We start from the raw sequence: 16,495 nt of genomic DNA, 5'->3' as shown, positions 1-16,495 counted from the left end.
AGCCCCCACCGAATTCGTGGTGGCCTGACCTGCCGCCGGGGCCTCCGCCTTGAACGACACCAGCAGGTCGATCCTCGAGGAGGTACCAACGGGAAGCACCGGACGGCTCAGGGTGCAGGTCGCCTTCATGGCCAGGCCCTTTCGAGGAGGATGCGAAACAGCCTAGTCTCACCCTCTGTCATGCGTCACCCCGGGCCCACCCGCCCTGGGACGTCGGACGCATGCGGTAGGGAACATGGGGACCCCAATGATCTGCCTGGTCTGTGCCGAGCTTCGCGAGGAAGGGACTCGCGACACCTGTCCGGACTGCGGCGCGCTGCTCGAGCCCGCGACGCGGGCCCATGTGGACAGGCTCGTGCGCGAAAAGCTGAAGCGGCGGATCGCCGACTGGCAGGCCACGCGGCTGCTCGACCCGGCCACCGCGCTCCAGCTCACCGAGTCCCTGTACGGCGCGTCCGCCGCGAGCGCCGCCGTCGCGGTGTCGCTGCTCGAGGACGCGGGCAGCCTGGAGCAGAAGGCCGACGCGCTCGCCGGGAAGCTGGAGGAGCTCGAGGACTGGCGCCCCACCTGGGGCCAGTCGTTCTTCCAGGCGCTGGAGAACGCGGCGCGCGAGGAGCGCGAGCGCGAGGCCGGCGAGCACTCCGAGGAGGAGGGCATCGGCCTGGCGTCGGACTCGGGACAGGCGCTCTTCCAGCGCTCGGACGCGAGCGCGCTCGGGGGTGGGCTGGATGCCATGGTGGCGCTCGATGACGAAGCGAGCGGCGCGGCGCCCAAGCTGCACGAGTACGTGTGGTGGTTCCTCGGTGCGGTGCTGGTGCTCGGCGGCTCGCTCATGGGCGTGCGCGAGGCCTGGCGCGCGCTCGGGGGCGTGCCCAGGCAGTTGCTCGTCACGGGCGCCCTCTTCGCCTACCACGCGGCCTTCGTCGGACTCGGGGTGCTGCTCGCCCGGCGCTCGGCCTCGGCGGGACGGGTGCTCGCGAGCATCGGCATCGCGCTGCTGCCCGTCGTCTTCGTCGCGCTGTCCTCCCTGGTGGGGCTGTCCCCGGCGATGGGCTTGCCCGCCTCGGCCGGAGTCGCCGCGCTCGCCCTGCTCACCCTGAGGCCCACGGGACGTCTGCTGTACGGGGCCTCCCCGGTGTCGCTCGGGGTGGCGCTGCTGCCCTCGCTGCTGGCCGGACTGCCCTTGATGGGGCTGGACGAGGCGCCCTGGACACGCACCCTCTGTGCCTTCGCGGGGGTGGCGGCCTTCGGGGCCTCGGCGTGGCGTGCCCGCCGCGAGGACGCACGGGCCGGGCTCTCCGTCCTCACCACGGGCCTCTATGGCGCGGCGGCCCTCGCCGTCTTCACCGTCGCGAGCGCGCCGTCCGGCTTCGAGGCGCTCTTCCCGGGGAGCCCGCTCTTCGCGGGGATGACGCTCTGGGCGATGGCGCTCGCCGCGGTGGCCGCGGGCGTGGCCAGTCAGCCGTCGGCGCGCGAGGCCCATCCGCAGGCGGCGCCCGTGGTGGAGACGCTCGCGCACGCGGTGCTGGCCAGTGGCGCGCTCGCCTCGGCGCTCGCGGCCTTCTCCGTGCAGCCCGGGGGGGAGCCCTGGGTGGACCTCGCCTCGGCCCTCACGCCGGTGGCGGCGGCGCTGACCTTCTTCGTGCTCGAGCCCCGGCGCCGGGCGCTCGCCCATCCGGCGGTGCTGGCCCTGGCCCTGGCCGGTGTCCTCCTGGCCCGGCTGATGATGCCGCTCGAGCCGCGCTGGTGGATGGTGGGCATCGCGGCCGTGGGCGCGGGGCTGCTGGCCGTGGCCCGGCTGGGCTCACAAGGCACGCTCGGCTTCTGGCTGCACGGCTGGGGCGTGGTGCTCTCGCTGGCCTCGCTGCCGCTGACGTCGTACGGCGTCACGGGTTGGGGCTCGGACACCGGATGGCCGGAGGTGACCGCGGGCGCGCTGGTGGCCGTGGCCGCGCACCTCACGGGCGGCTACCGCTGGCGGGGCCTGCATTACCTGGGGGGTGTCGCCGCCGTCTTCGGGGCCTTCGGTGCCATCGACGCCACCGGCGTGGCGGCACGGGACTGGGCGCAGCTGTCCGTGCTCACCCTGGCGGCCGCGCTCTACGGTGCGGCGGGGCTCCTCCAGGAGGCGTGGCTGCGCCGGGCGGGGAAGAGCGACGAGTTCCAGCCGCTGGATGACCTCTCACTCGCCCTGGCCTCGTCGGGTGTCCTGCTCGCCCTGCCCGCGGTGCAGGCCAGCGACAACGGAGAGCCCGCGAGCCTCCTGCTTGCCGCGATCGGCGGCATGCCGCTCGTCCTCGCCTCGGCCCTCCTCCTGCTGCGCGCGAGGCGGGACCGCAGCCGGCTCGTCAGCACCCTGGCCGCGTGGGGTCTCGCGCTCTCGGCCGTGGTGTTCGTCCAGCGGCTGCTCCTCACGGACCTCGCGGACCGCGCACTGCTCCTCGCGAGCCTCGTGCTCGGGTACTCCGCCATCGCGTCGCTGCGGGGTCGCGGGAACGAGACGCCCACTCCCGCCCCGCGAGGCCGGCGGCTGATCGGATGGCCCAGGCTGCCCTTCCCCGAGTCGGGCCGCCCGCTCTACACCGATGGCTTCGCGGCCGTGTCGGCGGTGGGGGTGGCGTTCACCCTCCTCCTCCTCTCCAACTGGATGCAGTTCCCGGCGGAGGCCGAGCGCTCCAGGGCCGTGCTCGCGGGTGGCCTGCTCACGGGGAGCGCGGTGCTCGCCTTCCTCTCGCGCGGCTTCGTCACGTGGCGCCTGCGGGGTACGGTGGGGATGCTCGCCGTCGCGGGCCTCTTCATCGCCTTCACCGCGGTGCTCAACCGCGCGGGACGCCCGCTCCCGCCCGACGTGAGCGCCTTCCGCCTCCCCTTCATTGGCGTGGGCCTCTGGCTGCTGGCGCTCGCCACCCGGCGCTTCGGGCCGTCGCTGGGGCGCCTGCTGGAGAAGGAGCGCCACGGCCGCCTCTACCACCTCGTTCCGCACGCGGGCGTGGCCGCGCTGGCCGTCGTGCTCGCGGTGAGTGCGTGGAGCACCGGAGGGCCCCGCCTCTCGCGCGCGCTGACGGTGGTGCCTCCGCTCCAGTTGCTGGGCGCCGGGCTCCTGGCGCTGCTGCTCGCCTTCTCCTTCCGGGCGGCGGCGCTCGCCCACCTGGGGTTGCTCCTGGGCCTGCCGGGCGCCGCGCTGTGGGCCGTGCATCGCACCGTGCTCGGACATGAGCTGGCGGCGACGGTGCCTCCGGGTGCGCAGTGGGTGCGCGCCGGATTCCTGGAGGCCGCCCGAGCTGGCCATTGGCTCGCGTCCGAGGCGTGGCTGGAGGCCGGAGAGACAGTCCCCCAGCTGTGGTACCGGGCCTTCGCGGGCATCGCCGCCGCGGGGCTCGCGTATGCCGGCGCGGGGCTGGTGCTCGGGGCGGTGGGCGCACGGTTCGACGCCTCGCGGAAGTTCCTGTTCGGGGAGTCCGGCTCCGACTCCTTCGGCACGCAGCTGTCGCAGGCGCTGCACCGCTGGTGCGGCAACGCCGCGGGGCTCGTCTTCGCGGCGGCGTTCTTCCAGCCCGGGCTGGAGGCCGCCGGACTCACCCTCGGCGCCGGGCTGCTGCTGCTCGCGGCCCGGGCAAGGCCCCAGGGGCAGCTGGTGCCGGGCCTCGGCCTCCTGCTGGTCATCCATGCCCTGGCGCACCGCGAGCCCACCGTCGGCGCGTGGCCGGGCCCCGTGCTCGCCCTCGTGGGGCTGGGCGTGGTGACGCTGAGCCCGTGGTTGGCCCGCTGGCGGGGACGTGACGAGAGCCAGGCCCGCGCGCGTGCCCAACTGGGCGCCCTCTTCTACGCCCTGAACGCGGCGGTGTACGCGCTGGCCAGCGGCGGCTCCACCCTGCCGGACATGGCCGTTCCCAAGCTCCTGCTCTCGGGCGCGTACGGCCTCGGTGGGGACTGGATGCGGTCCGTGGCCCTGCCCCTCACCACGGTGCTCATGGCCGCCACGCTGTTCATCGGCGCCTCCCAGTGGAAGGGCGCGCTGTCGCGGCTGGGCGCGGGATGGGCCACGGCGCTGGCGGGGCTCGCCGCGCTGACGGGCCTCTCGGTGGCGCTCGTGGCGGGCATGGAGCAGCCGGGGTACACGGGCCTCTTCGCGTGGTACAGCCCGGCCCTGGCGCTCTGCGCGGCGGCAGTGGCGGCGCTCGCGCACGTGGCCAACCGCGGGCTGCGTGAAAGGCGCGAGGACCTCGCCCGGGGGCTCGCCTGGGGCAGGGACCTGTGGCTCATCACGACGGGGGGGCTGCTCGCGCTGGTGGCGGCCTGGACGAGCCCGCTGAACAACGTGCACGCGCTCCCGCTGGCGGGCTCGGCCATCGCCCTGGCGGTGGGGGTGTCGCTGCACGCCGCGTGGCGGGAGATGACGGGCCGGCACGTGTACTTCGTGCAGGTGGCGGTGGTGGGCGTGTACGCGCTCGTCAGGGCCCTCTACGCCCAGGAGCTGCGGCCCGAGCACGATGCCCTCTTCGCCCTGGCGCTCGGCTTCGCGTTGGTGGGCGTGACGGTGCTGGCACGGCGGGCGGGGGTGGCTCCGGTGGAGCGGGCGACGCGCCGGTTCGCGGCGTTGCTGCCCGTGGGCATGGCGCTGGTGCTGCCCGGCGAGGCCACGCAGGAGGCCGCGCTGCTGGCGGGTGGCTCGGGCCTCCTGTACGCGGCGCTGGGCGCGGTGGAGCGCAGCCGGCTGTTCGGCTCGCTCGCGGCCGCGGCCTGCAACGCGGCGCTGCTCATCGGCGCGCTCTCCATGGACATGGAGGGCATTGAAATCTACCTGGCGCCGCTCGGCCTGCTGCTGTTGATGCTGGGGCAGCTCTTCACGGGCAGCCTGCCACGGGCGGCGAGGAACGCGGTGCGCATCCTGGGTGGCATGCTGCTGTACGTGCCCGCGGCGGCGAAGCTGGCGCTGCAGCTGGGCCAGGCGGCGGACGGCACCTATGCCTTCGTGTTCGGCGCGGCGTGCCTCCTGGGCGTGGCGGCCGGCATGGTGCTGCACATCCGCGCCTACCTCGCCCTGGGGACGCTCTTCCTCACGCTGGACGTGGCGGCCACGCTCGTGCACGCCGGGTTGAGGGATCACCGCATCGGCTTCGTGGTGATGACGCTCACCGGCCTCTCCATCGTGGGCGGCCGGGTGTTCGCCACCCTGCGCCGTCAGGAACTGGACCGGTGGCTCCGGGGCGTGCGCGTCGCGCTCCGGGGCTGGGACTAGACTGAAGCGGATGTTTCCCGAACGCTACGTCCACCAGGAGCAGGCCCGCCGCCAGTTTGGAAGCCGCGTGGAGCGCCTCGGCGCCATGCTCGGCGAGGGAGATCCTCTCGCCGACGAGGCCGCCGCGGTCCTCTCCACGCTCCCACCCCCACGCCGGCAGGAGTTGCTGCGCCAGCTGACGGGGGGAGTCCTGCCATCGTCCGCACCGGAGCCGCTGCTCCGCCTCTCCGAGCACATCCACCATGTCCCCTTCTGGGTGGACGAAGAGCGCTGTGACCGGGGCGGCGCGGCCTTCCTGCGCACGGGCATCTTCGGCGGCTTCGTGCTCGCGTTCCGGTCGCTCGTGCTGGGCTACTGCTCGCCCGCGGGCAACAAGCCGCTCGCCTTCTCGGGCCGGCTCAAGACGGCCGCCCCGCGCCGGCTCTCCGAGACGAGCCACTTCGTGGAGGCGGTGTGCCTGCCGGGGGGGATGCGGCCGGGCGCACCGGGCTTCGCCTCGGCGGTCCGGGTGCGGCTGATGCACGCGCAGGTGCGGCGCCTGCTCGAGGGCTCGCCCCGGTGGAACGCGCGGGCCTGGGGCATGCCCATCAACCAGCTCGACATGGCGGGCACGGTGATGCTCTTCAGCCTCGTGGTGGTGGATGGGCTGCGGAGCCTCGGGGTGCCGCTCCCGCCGGACGAGACGGAGGATCTGCTGCACCTGTGGCGCTACACCGGCTATGTGCTCGGCGTGCGCGAGGAGCTGCTCTCCGCCACCGAGTCCGAGGCCCGCACGCTCTGGGGGCTGATCACCCGCACGCAGGCGCTACCGGACGAGGACGCGAGGGCCCTGGCCGACGCACTCCTCCAGAGCCCTCGCCTGCAGGCGCGCACGCCGGAGGAGCTCTCCAGAGCGGAGCGGGCCGTCGAGCTCGGCTACGGCATCTCGCGCCACCTCATCGGGGACGAGTACGCGGACGCGCTCGGCTACCCGCGCAACGCCTGGAGACTGGTGGTGCCACTGCTGCGGGTGGTGGTGTCGGGCACCAGCCAGCTGCTGCGGCGGGTGCCGGGCGTGGACATGCTGGCGCTGAACGCCGGGATGGCCTACTGGCGCAATGCCGTCTCGATGGGGTTGGGCGGAGCCGACGCCACCTACGACATGCCCGAGCACCTCCCGAGGTGAGAAGCCGCCGTCAGTGCATCCCAAGACGGGACATCACCACGGCCACCACGCGGTCGCACCGCGGAGCCTGGAAGGAGAACACCTCCTCGAGCTGGCCACCGAGCCGGTGCTCCAGCGCTTCCCGGAGGAGCGCCCGGGCCCGGTGGAGCCTTGTCCTCACCACGTCCTCACTCACCGACAGCACCTCGGCGGTCTCCGCGGTCGAGAGCCCATCCACCTCCCGCAGCATGAGCACCATCCGGTAGGTGGCCGGCAACGTGTCGAGGGTGGCCTCCAGGAGCCGGACGGACTCGCGCTCAGCGGCCTGCCGCTCGGGGTCGGGCGTGTGTCGTTCCACCCGCTTCATGCTCGCCTCCCGCTCATCGTCCGCACCGCCATCGATGGAGACCAGCCGGCTCCGTTTCCGCAAGTGCTGCAGCGCCTCGTTCACCGCGATGCGGATGAGCCACGTCGAAAATCTCGCGTTGCCCTTGAACTGCTCCAGGTGCGTGAACGCGAGCACGTAGGCCTGCTGCATCACGTCCTCGGCCTCGTCCTCGTCCCGCAGCAGCGCGCGCACGGCCCGGTACACCCGTGTATTGCACCGGCGCATCAGCACCTCGAACAGCGCCGTCTCGCCCTCCCCCACCCGGCGGGCGAGCTCCTCATCGGATGGCGAGCCCATGGCCGCCTGGCTGGTCATCTGTCCTGTCATCGTCTCCATGCGCATGAGATGCGGCGGGCGGCCCGGACGTGACAGCCCCCCCGGCGTGTCACCTCTTCCTGGCCTCGCGACTCCCATCCCATGGCGGCAACGGTGCTGCCCGAGGATGAGAGGTCATCGACATGGAGAGCCATCTGAACGATCGCCGTCTGAACCAGTCCTGGTGGGCCCTGAAGCTCGCGTTTGGCGTGGTGCCAATCGTCGCGGGGCTCGACAAGTTCTTCAACCTGCTGACGGACTGGGAGCAGTACCTCAGTCCCCTCGTCTCCCGCGTCCTTCCCGCCAGCACCTTCATGCACGCGGTGGGAATCATCGAGGTGGCCGCGGGACTCCTGGTGTTGTCGAAGCTGACGCGCGTGGGCGCCTACGTCGTCTCGGCATGGCTGGTGGGCATTGCCCTGAACCTGCTCACCACGGGGAAGTACTTCGACATCGCGGTGAGGGACCTCGTCATGGCGGTGGGGGCCTTCACCCTGGCCCGCCTGTCCGAGGCGCGGGCGCCCGCCTCCGCGCGGGAGCGGCCCCGGGCCGAGGCACTGAGGCCCGCCCGAAGCCACGCGTGACGCCTACCGGGGTGAGAAGTCCCCGAGGACGACGAGGGAGCGGCCCTCCATGGGCAGCTCCTGCTCCTCCACGTGAGGGAAGCCGAGCTCGCGCGCCAGGTCCGCCAGGTACCGGCGCCACGGGTTGTACGGCATGCTGTTGTCCGAGCAGCACGGCACCACGGCGAAGGGCAGCCGGTGCTTGGCCGCGTACTCGATGATGATCCGCGTCGCCCCGTCCGGGTGCATGCCCACGAGCAGGTCGGCCTCGCACGGCTCCTCCAGGGTGAACATGCGCTGCGCGTAGCGGACGGGCAGATGCTTGTGGCGCAGATCGAAGGTGGTGACCGTGCGGCCCAGCTTGGACAAGGCCTCGTTCAACCGGCCCTGCCCTCCCGCGATGTCATAGATGCGCGGAGCGGGGAACCGCTCGGTGATGAACTGGGCGAAGAGGTCGAAGCGGCGCTTGTCGGCCATGCCGCCTCTCTACACCAGGTCGCGCCTCCTGGATTCCCGCATGAGGGTCTCGGCGTCCCTGGGGGCCGCTCAGGCAGCGGACAACCCGGCTCGCGAGACCCTCGCGACAAATCCGGTCACACGCCCGGACAAAATTCGTCACCGCTCCCCTGGTGAGCAGACAGGCAGCCGGTGATTCCAGGGGGTTGCGCCCACCGGAACATTGGCACGCCAACTGCTCAGGGGCCCAACGCCACACGGACGTGAACGAGCGCGCGCTCGTGAGGCACCCCCATGCCAGCGGAAAGGAATACCCAGATGAGAGCCCTATGGATGGCATTGCTCACGGCCGTGATGATGACCGGCTGCGGTGCCCGTGAGGAACAGCAGTCGCGGAGCCCGGCGTCACCCCAGATGTCGCGCGCGGCCCTCGAGGACCCGGGCCTTCGGGGCCGGGGGTGGGACGCGCCCCTGCGAGGCGTGCTCGCGGCCGGCAGTGGCCATTCCCTGGCGCTGGATGCGGATGGCACCCTCTGGGCCTGGGGCGCGAACACGTATGGCCAGCTCGGAGATGGGACGCTCCGCAACCGCTCCCTTCCGGTGAAGGTGGTGGGCCTCGATCGGGTGAAGTCCGTCGTGGCCGGCACGCTGCACACCCTGGCGCTGCGCGAGGACGGCACCGTCTGGTCCTGGGGTGACAACATGCGGGCCCAGCTCGGACGGCCCATCACCCCCTTCTTCGACATGGCCCCGGTGCAGGTGCCGGGCCTCACGGGCGTCGTGGCCCTCGCCACGAGCATGACCCACACCCTGGCGCTGCGCGAGGACGGCACTGTCTGGTCCTGGGGTGACAACTGGCAGGGCCAGCTCGGACGGCCCTCCGGCCCCTACCCTGATCCCACCCCGGCGCAGGTGCAGGGCCTCACGGGCGTCGTGGCCCTCACGGCGCATGGGGAATACTCCCTGGCACTGCGCGAGGACGGCACCGTCTGGGCCTGGGGTTCCAACTTCAGCGGCCAGCTCGGACGGCCCGAGAGCTACGGCGCCAACCCCACCCCGGAGCAGGTACCGGGCCTCACGGGGGTCGTGGCCCTCTCGACGGGCGAATCTCATGTCCTGGCACTGCGCGAGGACGGCACCGTCTGGTCCTGGGGTTCCAACTTCGCCGGCGAGCTCGGGCGGACGACCGGGTTCATCACCGACTTCACCCCGGCGCCGGTGCCGGGCCTCGAGCGCGTGGCCGGGCTCGCCGCTGGCCGCAGCTTCTCCATGGCACTGCGTGAGGACGGCACCGTCTGGTCCTGGGGTCCCAACTTCAGCGGCCAGCTCGGGGATGGGACAACGTCCGGCCGCCACACGCCGCGGCAGGTGGAGGGGGTGGAACACGTGATCGCCCTGGTGGCGGGCGGGCACCCCCTGGCGCTGAGCAAGAACGGCATCGTCTGGTCCTGGGGTAGCAACGGTGCCGGCGCGCTGGGAACCGGGACGGACCTCCGTCCCACGCCCGTGCAGGTGCTGGGCCTCTCGAACGCGACGAGCGTCTCCGCCGGTGGGAGCCATGTCCTGGCCCTGCGCGCGGGCGGCACCGTCCAGGCCTGGGGTAGCAACCATGATGGGCAACTCGGTGACGGGACGCGTACCCGGCGGGCCACTCCGGTGCAGGTGCTGAACCTCTCGGAGGTGGTGGCCGTCTCGGCCGGTACCTCCCATTCCCTGGCACTGCGCGAGGACGGCACCGTCTGGGCCTGGGGTTCCAACTTCCGCGGCCAGCTCGGCGTACCCGGGACCGGGTCCCAGACCGCTCCGGTGCAAGTGCCGGGTCTCACGGGCGTCGTGGCCATCGGGGCCGCGGGCGAGCAGTCCCTGGCGCTGCGCGAGGACGGCACCGTCTGGGCCTGGGGCGCGAACAGGTATGGCCAGCTCGGGCGGCCCGCCAACTCCGCCGCCAACCCCACCCCGGCGCAGGTGCCGGGCCTGACGGACGTGGTGGCCCTCGCGGGCGGCGACTACTACGTCCTGGCGGTGCGCGCGGACCGCACGGTCTGGGGCTGGGGCTCCAACTCGGCGGGCCAGCTCGGGCGGCCCGCCAACTACACCGCCAACCCCACCCCGGCGCAGGTGCCGGGCCTCACGGGTGTGGTGGCGCTCTCGGCGGCCTCTCAGCACGCCCTGGCGCTGCGCGAGGACGGCACCGTCTGGGCCTGGGGCGCCAACTGGTATGGCCAACTCGGGGATGGCACGCTGGTGACCCGGTACACCCCGGCCCCCGTGCCGGGCCTCACGGACGTGAGGGGCATCACGGCGGCCGAGGGCACCTCCCTGGCGGTGCGCCAGGACGGCACGGTGTGGGGCTTTGGCGGCAATGACTACCGCCAGGTGGCCAACACGGAGCAGGCCCACTACACCACCCCCGTCCAGCGCCCGGAGCTCGCGGGGGTGACGGCCCTCACCGCGGGCAGGTCCACCGTCCTGGCGCTGCGCGAGGACGGCACCGTCATGGCCTGGGGCAGCAATGCGTCCGACCAGATCGGCGACGGGGTGTCGAGCCTCCACACCACCCCGGCCCGCGTGCTGCTGCCCTGCCGCTTCACGGGAATGCCGTCCCGGGATCACCGCGCCTCGGAAGCGGAGCACTGCCCGGCCATGCCCTGAGGGCTCACGGGAACCCGTGCACACCGGATGAACAGGTGTGCCCGGGCCATCCCGGAGCGGCACGCGAGGGGCTCAGGAGAACAGCTCGAGCAGGTCCTCGCGGGTGATGGCCGTCGCGCCCGCCGCCTCGCTCAGGGCGGCCTCGAAGAGGGCGCGCTTCTTCTCCTGGAGCCCCAGGATCCGCTCCTCCACCGTGCCCTGCGACACCAGGCGGTACACCATCACCGGACGCTCCTGGCCGATGCGGTGGGCGCGGTCCGCCGCCTGCGCCTCGGCCGCCGGGTTCCACCACGGGTCCATCAGGAACACGTGGTCCGCCGCGGTGAGGTTCAGGCCCGTTCCACCGGCCTTGAGCGACATGAGCAGCACCGGCGCACCCTCGGGGGTCTGGAAGCGCGCGGTGATGTCCCCGCGATTCGTCGTCGTTCCGTCCAGACGATCGAAGACGATTCCGGACGACTTGAGGTGCGGCTCGATGAGGTCGAGCAGCGAGGTCCACTGCGAGAACACTAGGGCCTTATGGCCCTCGGACACCGCGGTGCCGAGCGCGTCCACGAGCGTCTGCACCTTCGACGACGAGCTGGCCTGCTGGCCCGGGACGAGCGCCGGGTGACAGGCCGCTTGGCGCAGCCGGAGCAGGGCCTCCAGGGCCTTGAGCACACTGCCGCCCTCGTTGAGCAGGGCGACCACCTCCGCGCGCGTCGCGGCCATCACCGCGTCGTAGACGGAGCGCTCCTTCTCATCCAGGGACACGTGCATCACGGACTCGGTGCGCGGCGGCAGTTCGGGCGCCACATCCCGCTTGAGCCTGCGCAGGACGAAGGGCCGGATGCGCTTGCGCAGCTGCTGCGCCGCCTCGGCGCTCCCGTCGGAGATGGGCCGGGCCACTTTCTCCTCGAACTGCCGGCGTCCTCCGAGCAGGCCCGGGTTCGTGAAGTGCATCAGGCTCCAGAGCTCCTCCAGCCGGTTCTCCAGCGGCGTACCGCTCAGCGCCAGCCGGAAATGGGACTGGAGCCCGAAGGCCGCGCGGGCCACCTGGCTCTCGGGGTTCTTGATGGCCTGGGCCTCGTCCAACACGACCGCGTCCCAGGTGCGCCCGCCGAGCACGGCCGCGTCCAGCCGGAGGATGGCGTACGTGGTGATGGTCACATCGGCGGCCTCGTCCAGGGCGCGGCCGGGCCCGTGGTACACGCACACCTTGAGCGACGGGCGGAAGCGCTTGAGCTCCGCGGCCCAGTTGGGGAGCACGCTGGTGGGACAGACGACGAGCGTGCGCGAGCCCAGCACGCAAATGGTCTGGAGCGTCTTTCCGAGGCCCATGTCGTCGGCGAGGATTCCGCCGAGGCCCGCGCTCTTGAGGAAGCCGAGCCAGCTCACGCCCTGCTGCTGGTAGTGGCGCAGCGTCGCGGTGAGGTCCTCCGGCAGGGTGGGCGCTGGGAGCTTCTCGAAGCCCTCGACGAGCGGCGCCAGCTTGTCGAGCCCCGGCGGAGGCGGCTGCTCGAGCGTCTCGCACAGCGCGCTCAGCTCGGGCAGGGCGTGGTTGGAGACCCGGCCATCCGCCTGGCGCGCGGCCAGGAGGTCCGCGACGCGCTGCCCGTTCTTGTCCAACCAGGCGCGAGGCAGGGGCGCCCAGCCGCCGCCCTCCAGGGGGACGAGCCCCAACCCCTCGTTCCACGCGCGGATGACCGCCGCCGCGTCCACGGTGTGCGTGGTGCCCTTGTCCCCTTCCACCTGGAACTCGAGCGTGAAGCGCACGTCGGGAATCCCGGGCCCCGTGACGGTGGACTGCACCTCGAGCTTCGGCCGGAGCTTGACGTTCGGGCTCACGATGCCCGCGGCGTCGCCGGAGAGGTCACCCCTCCAGCGGCGGATCTTGTCCGCGAAGCGCACCATCTCCTGGCCCTGCACCGTCAGCCGCCGGCCGGGCACCAGGTTCAGCTCGTCCCGCAGCGAATGGAGCAGCCGCTGTTCCGCTGCCTCGTCGCGCAGGGGAACGGCCCCGCGCAAGTACACCATGCGGCCGTTGTCGATCCGCACCGACGGCGGCGCCCCGTAGACGAGCGTGGGGAAGACGGACAGCCCGGACTCGAGCTGATTGAGCTCCAGCAGGATGCGCGGCTTCAGGTCGCGATCGATGGCCGGCAGACGCTTGCTGCGGACCTCGACCGGCATGCGGCGACCCAGCTCCGGGAGCACCTTCGAGGTGATCTCCCCCATCTGCTCGGCCGCGAAGGTCCGGACGACCGGGAGGTTCTGGAGCCACGGCCCCGTCATCGCGGTCTCGCCCAGGCGCGCCAGCGCATCTCCGAGCAGCGCGACCCCCGGGCTCACCACGTCGACGACGCGGGGATCCTTCGCCACCGTCACCACCAACTGGCCGCCTCGGTCCTCGACGAGCGCCCGGGGAAAGACGACCTCGTCCGAGACGGCGACGGGCCGCCCATCGAGCAGGACATTGCGCGCGGATTGGAGCACCTGGAGCAGCGCGTCCAGCCGCTCGGGAGGGAGCGCGCCCCGGATGCGCTTCTCCAGGAGACGATCCGCGAGGAGATCCGACTGCTCCACCTGGAGGGTCGCGGCCTTCGCCGGCCTGGCGACCAGGGCGGCGAGACTGTCCTCGAGGGGCTCCTCCTTCCCATCGGGGTGCGCGAGCGTGCGGTGGAGCTCCAGCCCGCCGGAGACACGGGTGAAGTGGTAGACGACGCGGGACCACTTCTTGGCGACCGTCTCCAGCGGCGTCTCCTGCTTCTCCGCCTGCTGGACGAAGATGGCGGCCGCCACCACGTGCTCGCACGGGTCCACCCGGCCGGGGCAGTCGCACTCCCAGACCGCGTCATTGGGGTACAGGGTGACCGTGAGTGCAACCGGGCGGCCCGGCGCCTTGACCCTCAGCTCCAGCTCCGTGGGCTTCTGGGACTGGAGCGAGACAGCCCCGTTACGGGAGAGGGTCACCCCGGTGGTCCAGATACCGGGGCGGGCTTCCTTTCGAACGGCTTCGAGCAGTTGAGCGGTCGCGGACATGGGAGATGGGACTCCCTACGCTCCGAGGAAGCGCCATGCAACGCCGATGTGCCCCCCCAGGCGCCTGGGAAACAACACGCCCCTCCGGCCACTCAGCCGCCTTGGAGACAGCGCTGCAGCGCGGAGACGAGCGTCTCGTAGCGCAGCGGCTTGCCGAGCACCCGGCTCGCTCCCAGCGCCCGAGCGGCCTCGGACGCCAGCGAGTTCACCTGCCCCGTCACCACCAGCACCGGCGCGCCCGGCCGGAGCTCGCGGGCCGTGCGCACCACTTCCAGGCCCTGCCCTCCGGGCAGCACCACATCCGTGATGACCGCGTCGAAGAGCTCGCTGCGCAGGCGCCGGACGGCCTCGTCCGGCTCGCACAGGCCCACCGCGACATAGCCATCCATCGACAGGAGATCACACAGCGCTCCCATGGCCACGGGCTCGCCGTCCACCACCAGGATGCGCCTCACGGCTTTCAGGGTGTTCATCGCCCGATCCAGGGATGGGGACGGACGCTGCCCGTGCGGCGCGTGGTGGGGATGGGCAGGGGGAAGGCCAGCTCCAGGGCATCCGCCGCGTCGGCCAGCGGGCCATGCGCGGCCTCGATGCGCGCGAACTTCGCCCGCACCCGCTCCATGACATCCACTGAGAGCAGCCGCCGCACCATGGGGAAGAACCGGACCTCCTCGGCCTCCGTGTGGCCCCGGTGCAGGCGCACATAGCGCTCGGCGAGGGCGTACAGCTCCTCGCGCGCCATCACACCATCCGTCACCGCCCGGACCGCCGCGCCCAGCTCCGCCGCCAGTTCCCGCCCCACCGCATGCTGCGCGGAGAGCGCCGCCAGCATGCCCTCGCTGGAGGGCAGCCCTCGCGAGATGATGGCCTGGAACACCTCGTCCTCCTTCGCGTCGTGGCTGCCGTCCACGTAGGTGCGCAGGAAGTGAGCGGCGCGCTCGAAGAGCACCGGGGACACATCCCCGCCTCCACGGCCGTACTCCACGGCCCGCTCGAGCACATCCATGACGCGCTCGATGTGGCGATGCTCATTCACGAGAATATCGATGGCGTCCATGCTCACACCGTCCGGGAGAAGCGGGGCCGCTCGGCCCGGCGCAGGTAGGTGTCGAACACCATCGCCACGTTGCGCACGAACAACCGCCCCAGGGGGGTTACCTCGAGCTGGCTGCCCTCCCGCCGCACCAGCCCATCGTCTTCGAGCGGCTCGAGCCGCTCCAACTCCAGCGCGAAGTCGCGCGTGCCGTCCTCGCCCAGGTCCACCCAGAAGTTGCACATGAGCTGGGTGATGATGGCGCGGCGGCGGCGGTCGTCCTCGGTGAGGTGGATGCCGCGCTCGGTGGCGAAGCGGCCCTCGCGCACGCGCTCGTAGTAGTACGGCAGGGCGCGGACGTTCTGCGCGTAGGCCCCGCCCACGTCACTGATGCCGGTGGAGCCGAGCGCCACCACGTCCTGCGCCGCCTTCACCGTGTAGCCCTGGAAGTTGCGCCCCAGCGCGCGCCGCTGCTGGGCGAGCGCCAGCTCGTCCTCGGGGACGGCGAAGTGGTCCATGCCGATGGGCAGGTAGCCCGCGTCCACGAAGGCCGCCCAGGCGGCGCGGAACAGTCCCTGCTTGGTGCGAGCGTCCGGCAGGGCCTCGGCCGGCATGCGCTTCTGGTGCTTGAGCACGTCCGGGATGAAGGCGAAGGAGTAGACGGCGAGCCGGTCCGGCCGCAGCTCCAATATCTGGCGCAGCGTGCGCTCCCAGCTCTCCGGCGTCTGGTACGGCAGCCCGTAGATGAGATCGAAGTTCACCCCGGAGAAGCCGAGGCTCCGGGCGTGGTCCAGCAGGGCGTGCGTCTGCGCGAAGGGCTGGTGGCGGTTGGTCACCTCCTGCACCTTCGGATCGAAGTCCTGCAGCCCCATGGAGACGCGGTTGAAGCCGAGCTGCCGCAGCAGGGTGAGCTGGGCGGGCGTGGTGATGGCCGGGTGGACCTCGATGGCCACCTCCGCGTCCGGCAGCGGCGAGAGGCGCCGGGTGATGCCACTCCACAGGCGCTCCAGCTGCGGCTCCGTCAGGAAGGTGGGGGTGCCACCGCCCCAGTGGACCTGGGACAGCGTGCGCCGGCGGCCCAGCCGCTCCACCACCTGGTCCAGCTCCTGGAGGACATGGTCGATGTAGACGTCCGCGGCGCCCCGGTCCTGGGAGATGACCACGTTGCACCCGCAGTACCAGCAGAGGCTGCGGCAGAACGGCAGGTGGACGTACAGGGAGAGGGGTTGCTCGGGGCCGACGCTCCCCGCCGCGTCGAGCCGCTCGGCGTAGTGCTCGGTGCCGAAGTCCTGCTTCCACTCGGGGACGGTGGGGTAGCTGGTGTACCGGGGGCCGGCGACGTCGTACCGGCGCATCAGCTCCTCGGAGGGGGTTGGAATGTGGCGGGAGGCGACCATCGCTCCCTGGCCATTCCAAGCACCGTGCCAACGCCGTGCCCTCGGAAACCCCCGTCCCGACGGGGTTTCCGGGTGCAAGGGCTGCGTCCGAGCGCAAGGGTTGCGCGGGCCCGGCGCGACCTGGGAGCGGGCCCGCGGCCCTCACGCCTGCCCGGACGCCGGCCCAATCCATCTAGGCCTTCTCGAGGGCGTCCCGGAACGAGGTGTTTGACACCTCATGAGGGCGCCTCATGACGACGGCTCCTGGCGGCTCGTGACGCTCCCCGCTCCGGCACTCAGCCCAGATA

Annotated in this window: 10 protein-coding genes; 4 read left to right on the top strand and 6 right to left on the bottom strand. The window is 72.2% G+C overall.

Going from position 1 to position 16,495, the window contains the following annotated elements; translation table 11 throughout:
- Positions 1–247: 247 nt before the first annotated feature.
- Both NR798_RS13780 and NR798_RS13775 read left to right on the top strand, forming a co-directional pair.
- Complete coding sequence (locus tag NR798_RS13780) at positions 248–5,239, top strand: hypothetical protein (RefSeq protein WP_375771920.1); 4,992 nt, start codon at positions 248–250, stop codon at positions 5,237–5,239.
- Positions 5,240–5,249: 10 nt separating this feature from the next.
- Positions 5,250–6,404 carry an oxygenase MpaB family protein gene (locus NR798_RS13775; RefSeq protein WP_375771919.1) on the top strand — a complete coding sequence of 385 codons (1,155 nt, stop codon included), beginning with the start codon at positions 5,250–5,252 and terminating at the stop codon, positions 6,402–6,404.
- Between the two features lie 10 nt (positions 6,405–6,414).
- Here NR798_RS13775 and NR798_RS13770 read toward each other — a convergent pair whose 3' ends face one another.
- Positions 6,415–7,098, bottom strand: coding sequence for an RNA polymerase sigma factor (locus tag NR798_RS13770; RefSeq protein ID WP_375771918.1), 684 nt, complete (start codon positions 7,096–7,098; stop codon positions 6,415–6,417).
- A 131-nt stretch (positions 7,099–7,229) separates the two neighbouring features.
- Here NR798_RS13770 and NR798_RS13765 point away from each other — a divergent pair, with 131 nt between their 5' ends.
- Positions 7,230–7,670 (top strand): DoxX family protein, encoded by a 441-nt coding sequence (locus NR798_RS13765; protein ID WP_375771917.1) that lies wholly within the window; start codon positions 7,230–7,232, stop codon positions 7,668–7,670.
- 3 nt (positions 7,671–7,673) lie between these two features.
- Here the strand turns inward: NR798_RS13765 and NR798_RS13760 are convergent, their stop codons facing one another.
- Entirely contained in the window at positions 7,674–8,126 is a 453-nt protein-coding gene (locus NR798_RS13760) for a hypothetical protein (protein WP_375771916.1), read from the bottom strand.
- A gap of 312 nt (positions 8,127–8,438) precedes the next feature.
- Between NR798_RS13760 and NR798_RS13755 the strand changes: the two genes are divergently transcribed.
- Positions 8,439–10,757, top strand: coding sequence for an RCC1 repeat-containing protein (locus NR798_RS13755; protein WP_375771915.1), 2,319 nt, complete (start codon positions 8,439–8,441; stop codon positions 10,755–10,757).
- Positions 10,758–10,829: 72 nt separating this feature from the next.
- Here the strand turns inward: NR798_RS13755 and NR798_RS13750 are convergent, their stop codons facing one another.
- From NR798_RS13750 to hemN, 4 genes are all read right to left on the bottom strand, one after another.
- Complete coding sequence (locus NR798_RS13750; protein ID WP_375771914.1) at positions 10,830–13,778, bottom strand: SNF2-related protein; 2,949 nt, start codon at positions 13,776–13,778, stop codon at positions 10,830–10,832.
- A 92-nt stretch (positions 13,779–13,870) separates the two neighbouring features.
- The gene (locus NR798_RS13745; RefSeq protein ID WP_375771913.1) at positions 13,871–14,251 is read right to left on the bottom strand and encodes a response regulator; all 381 of its coding nucleotides are present in this window, start codon (positions 14,249–14,251) and stop codon (positions 13,871–13,873) included.
- Entirely contained in the window at positions 14,248–14,835 is a 588-nt protein-coding gene (locus NR798_RS13740; RefSeq protein ID WP_375771912.1) for a hemerythrin domain-containing protein, read from the bottom strand. Before NR798_RS13740 ends, NR798_RS13745 begins: the two co-directional genes overlap by 4 nt.
- A gap of 2 nt (positions 14,836–14,837) precedes the next feature.
- Positions 14,838–16,166 (bottom strand): oxygen-independent coproporphyrinogen III oxidase, encoded by a 1,329-nt coding sequence (gene hemN / locus NR798_RS13735; protein WP_375771911.1) that lies wholly within the window; start codon positions 16,164–16,166, stop codon positions 14,838–14,840.
- Positions 16,167–16,495 lie beyond the last annotated feature (329 nt).

It is taken from the genome of Archangium gephyra, assembly GCF_042230915.1.
GTDB classification, from domain to species: domain Bacteria; phylum Myxococcota; class Myxococcia; order Myxococcales; family Myxococcaceae; genus Archangium; species Archangium gephyra_B.
Note: the sequence above shows the minus strand (reverse complement) of the source record. Positions and strands in the feature narration are given on the sequence as shown.

Coding starts and splice junctions, on each gene's coding strand:
- NR798_RS13780 (WP_375771920.1), top strand. CDS start 248: ATGATCTGCCTGGTCTGTGCCGAGCTTCGCGAGGAAGGGACTCGCGAC.
- NR798_RS13775 (WP_375771919.1), top strand. CDS start 5,250: ATGTTTCCCGAACGCTACGTCCACCAGGAGCAGGCCCGCCGCCAGTTT.
- NR798_RS13770 (WP_375771918.1), bottom strand. CDS start 7,098: ATGACAGGACAGATGACCAGCCAGGCGGCCATGGGCTCGCCATCCGAT.
- NR798_RS13765 (WP_375771917.1), top strand. CDS start 7,230: ATGGAGAGCCATCTGAACGATCGCCGTCTGAACCAGTCCTGGTGGGCC.
- NR798_RS13760 (WP_375771916.1), bottom strand. CDS start 8,126: ATGGCCGACAAGCGCCGCTTCGACCTCTTCGCCCAGTTCATCACCGAG.
- NR798_RS13755 (WP_375771915.1), top strand. CDS start 8,439: ATGGCATTGCTCACGGCCGTGATGATGACCGGCTGCGGTGCCCGTGAG.
- NR798_RS13750 (WP_375771914.1), bottom strand. CDS start 13,778: ATGTCCGCGACCGCTCAACTGCTCGAAGCCGTTCGAAAGGAAGCCCGC.
- NR798_RS13745 (WP_375771913.1), bottom strand. CDS start 14,251: ATGAACACCCTGAAAGCCGTGAGGCGCATCCTGGTGGTGGACGGCGAG.
- NR798_RS13740 (WP_375771912.1), bottom strand. CDS start 14,835: ATGGACGCCATCGATATTCTCGTGAATGAGCATCGCCACATCGAGCGC.
- hemN (WP_375771911.1), bottom strand. CDS start 16,166: ATGCGCCGGTACGACGTCGCCGGCCCCCGGTACACCAGCTACCCCACC.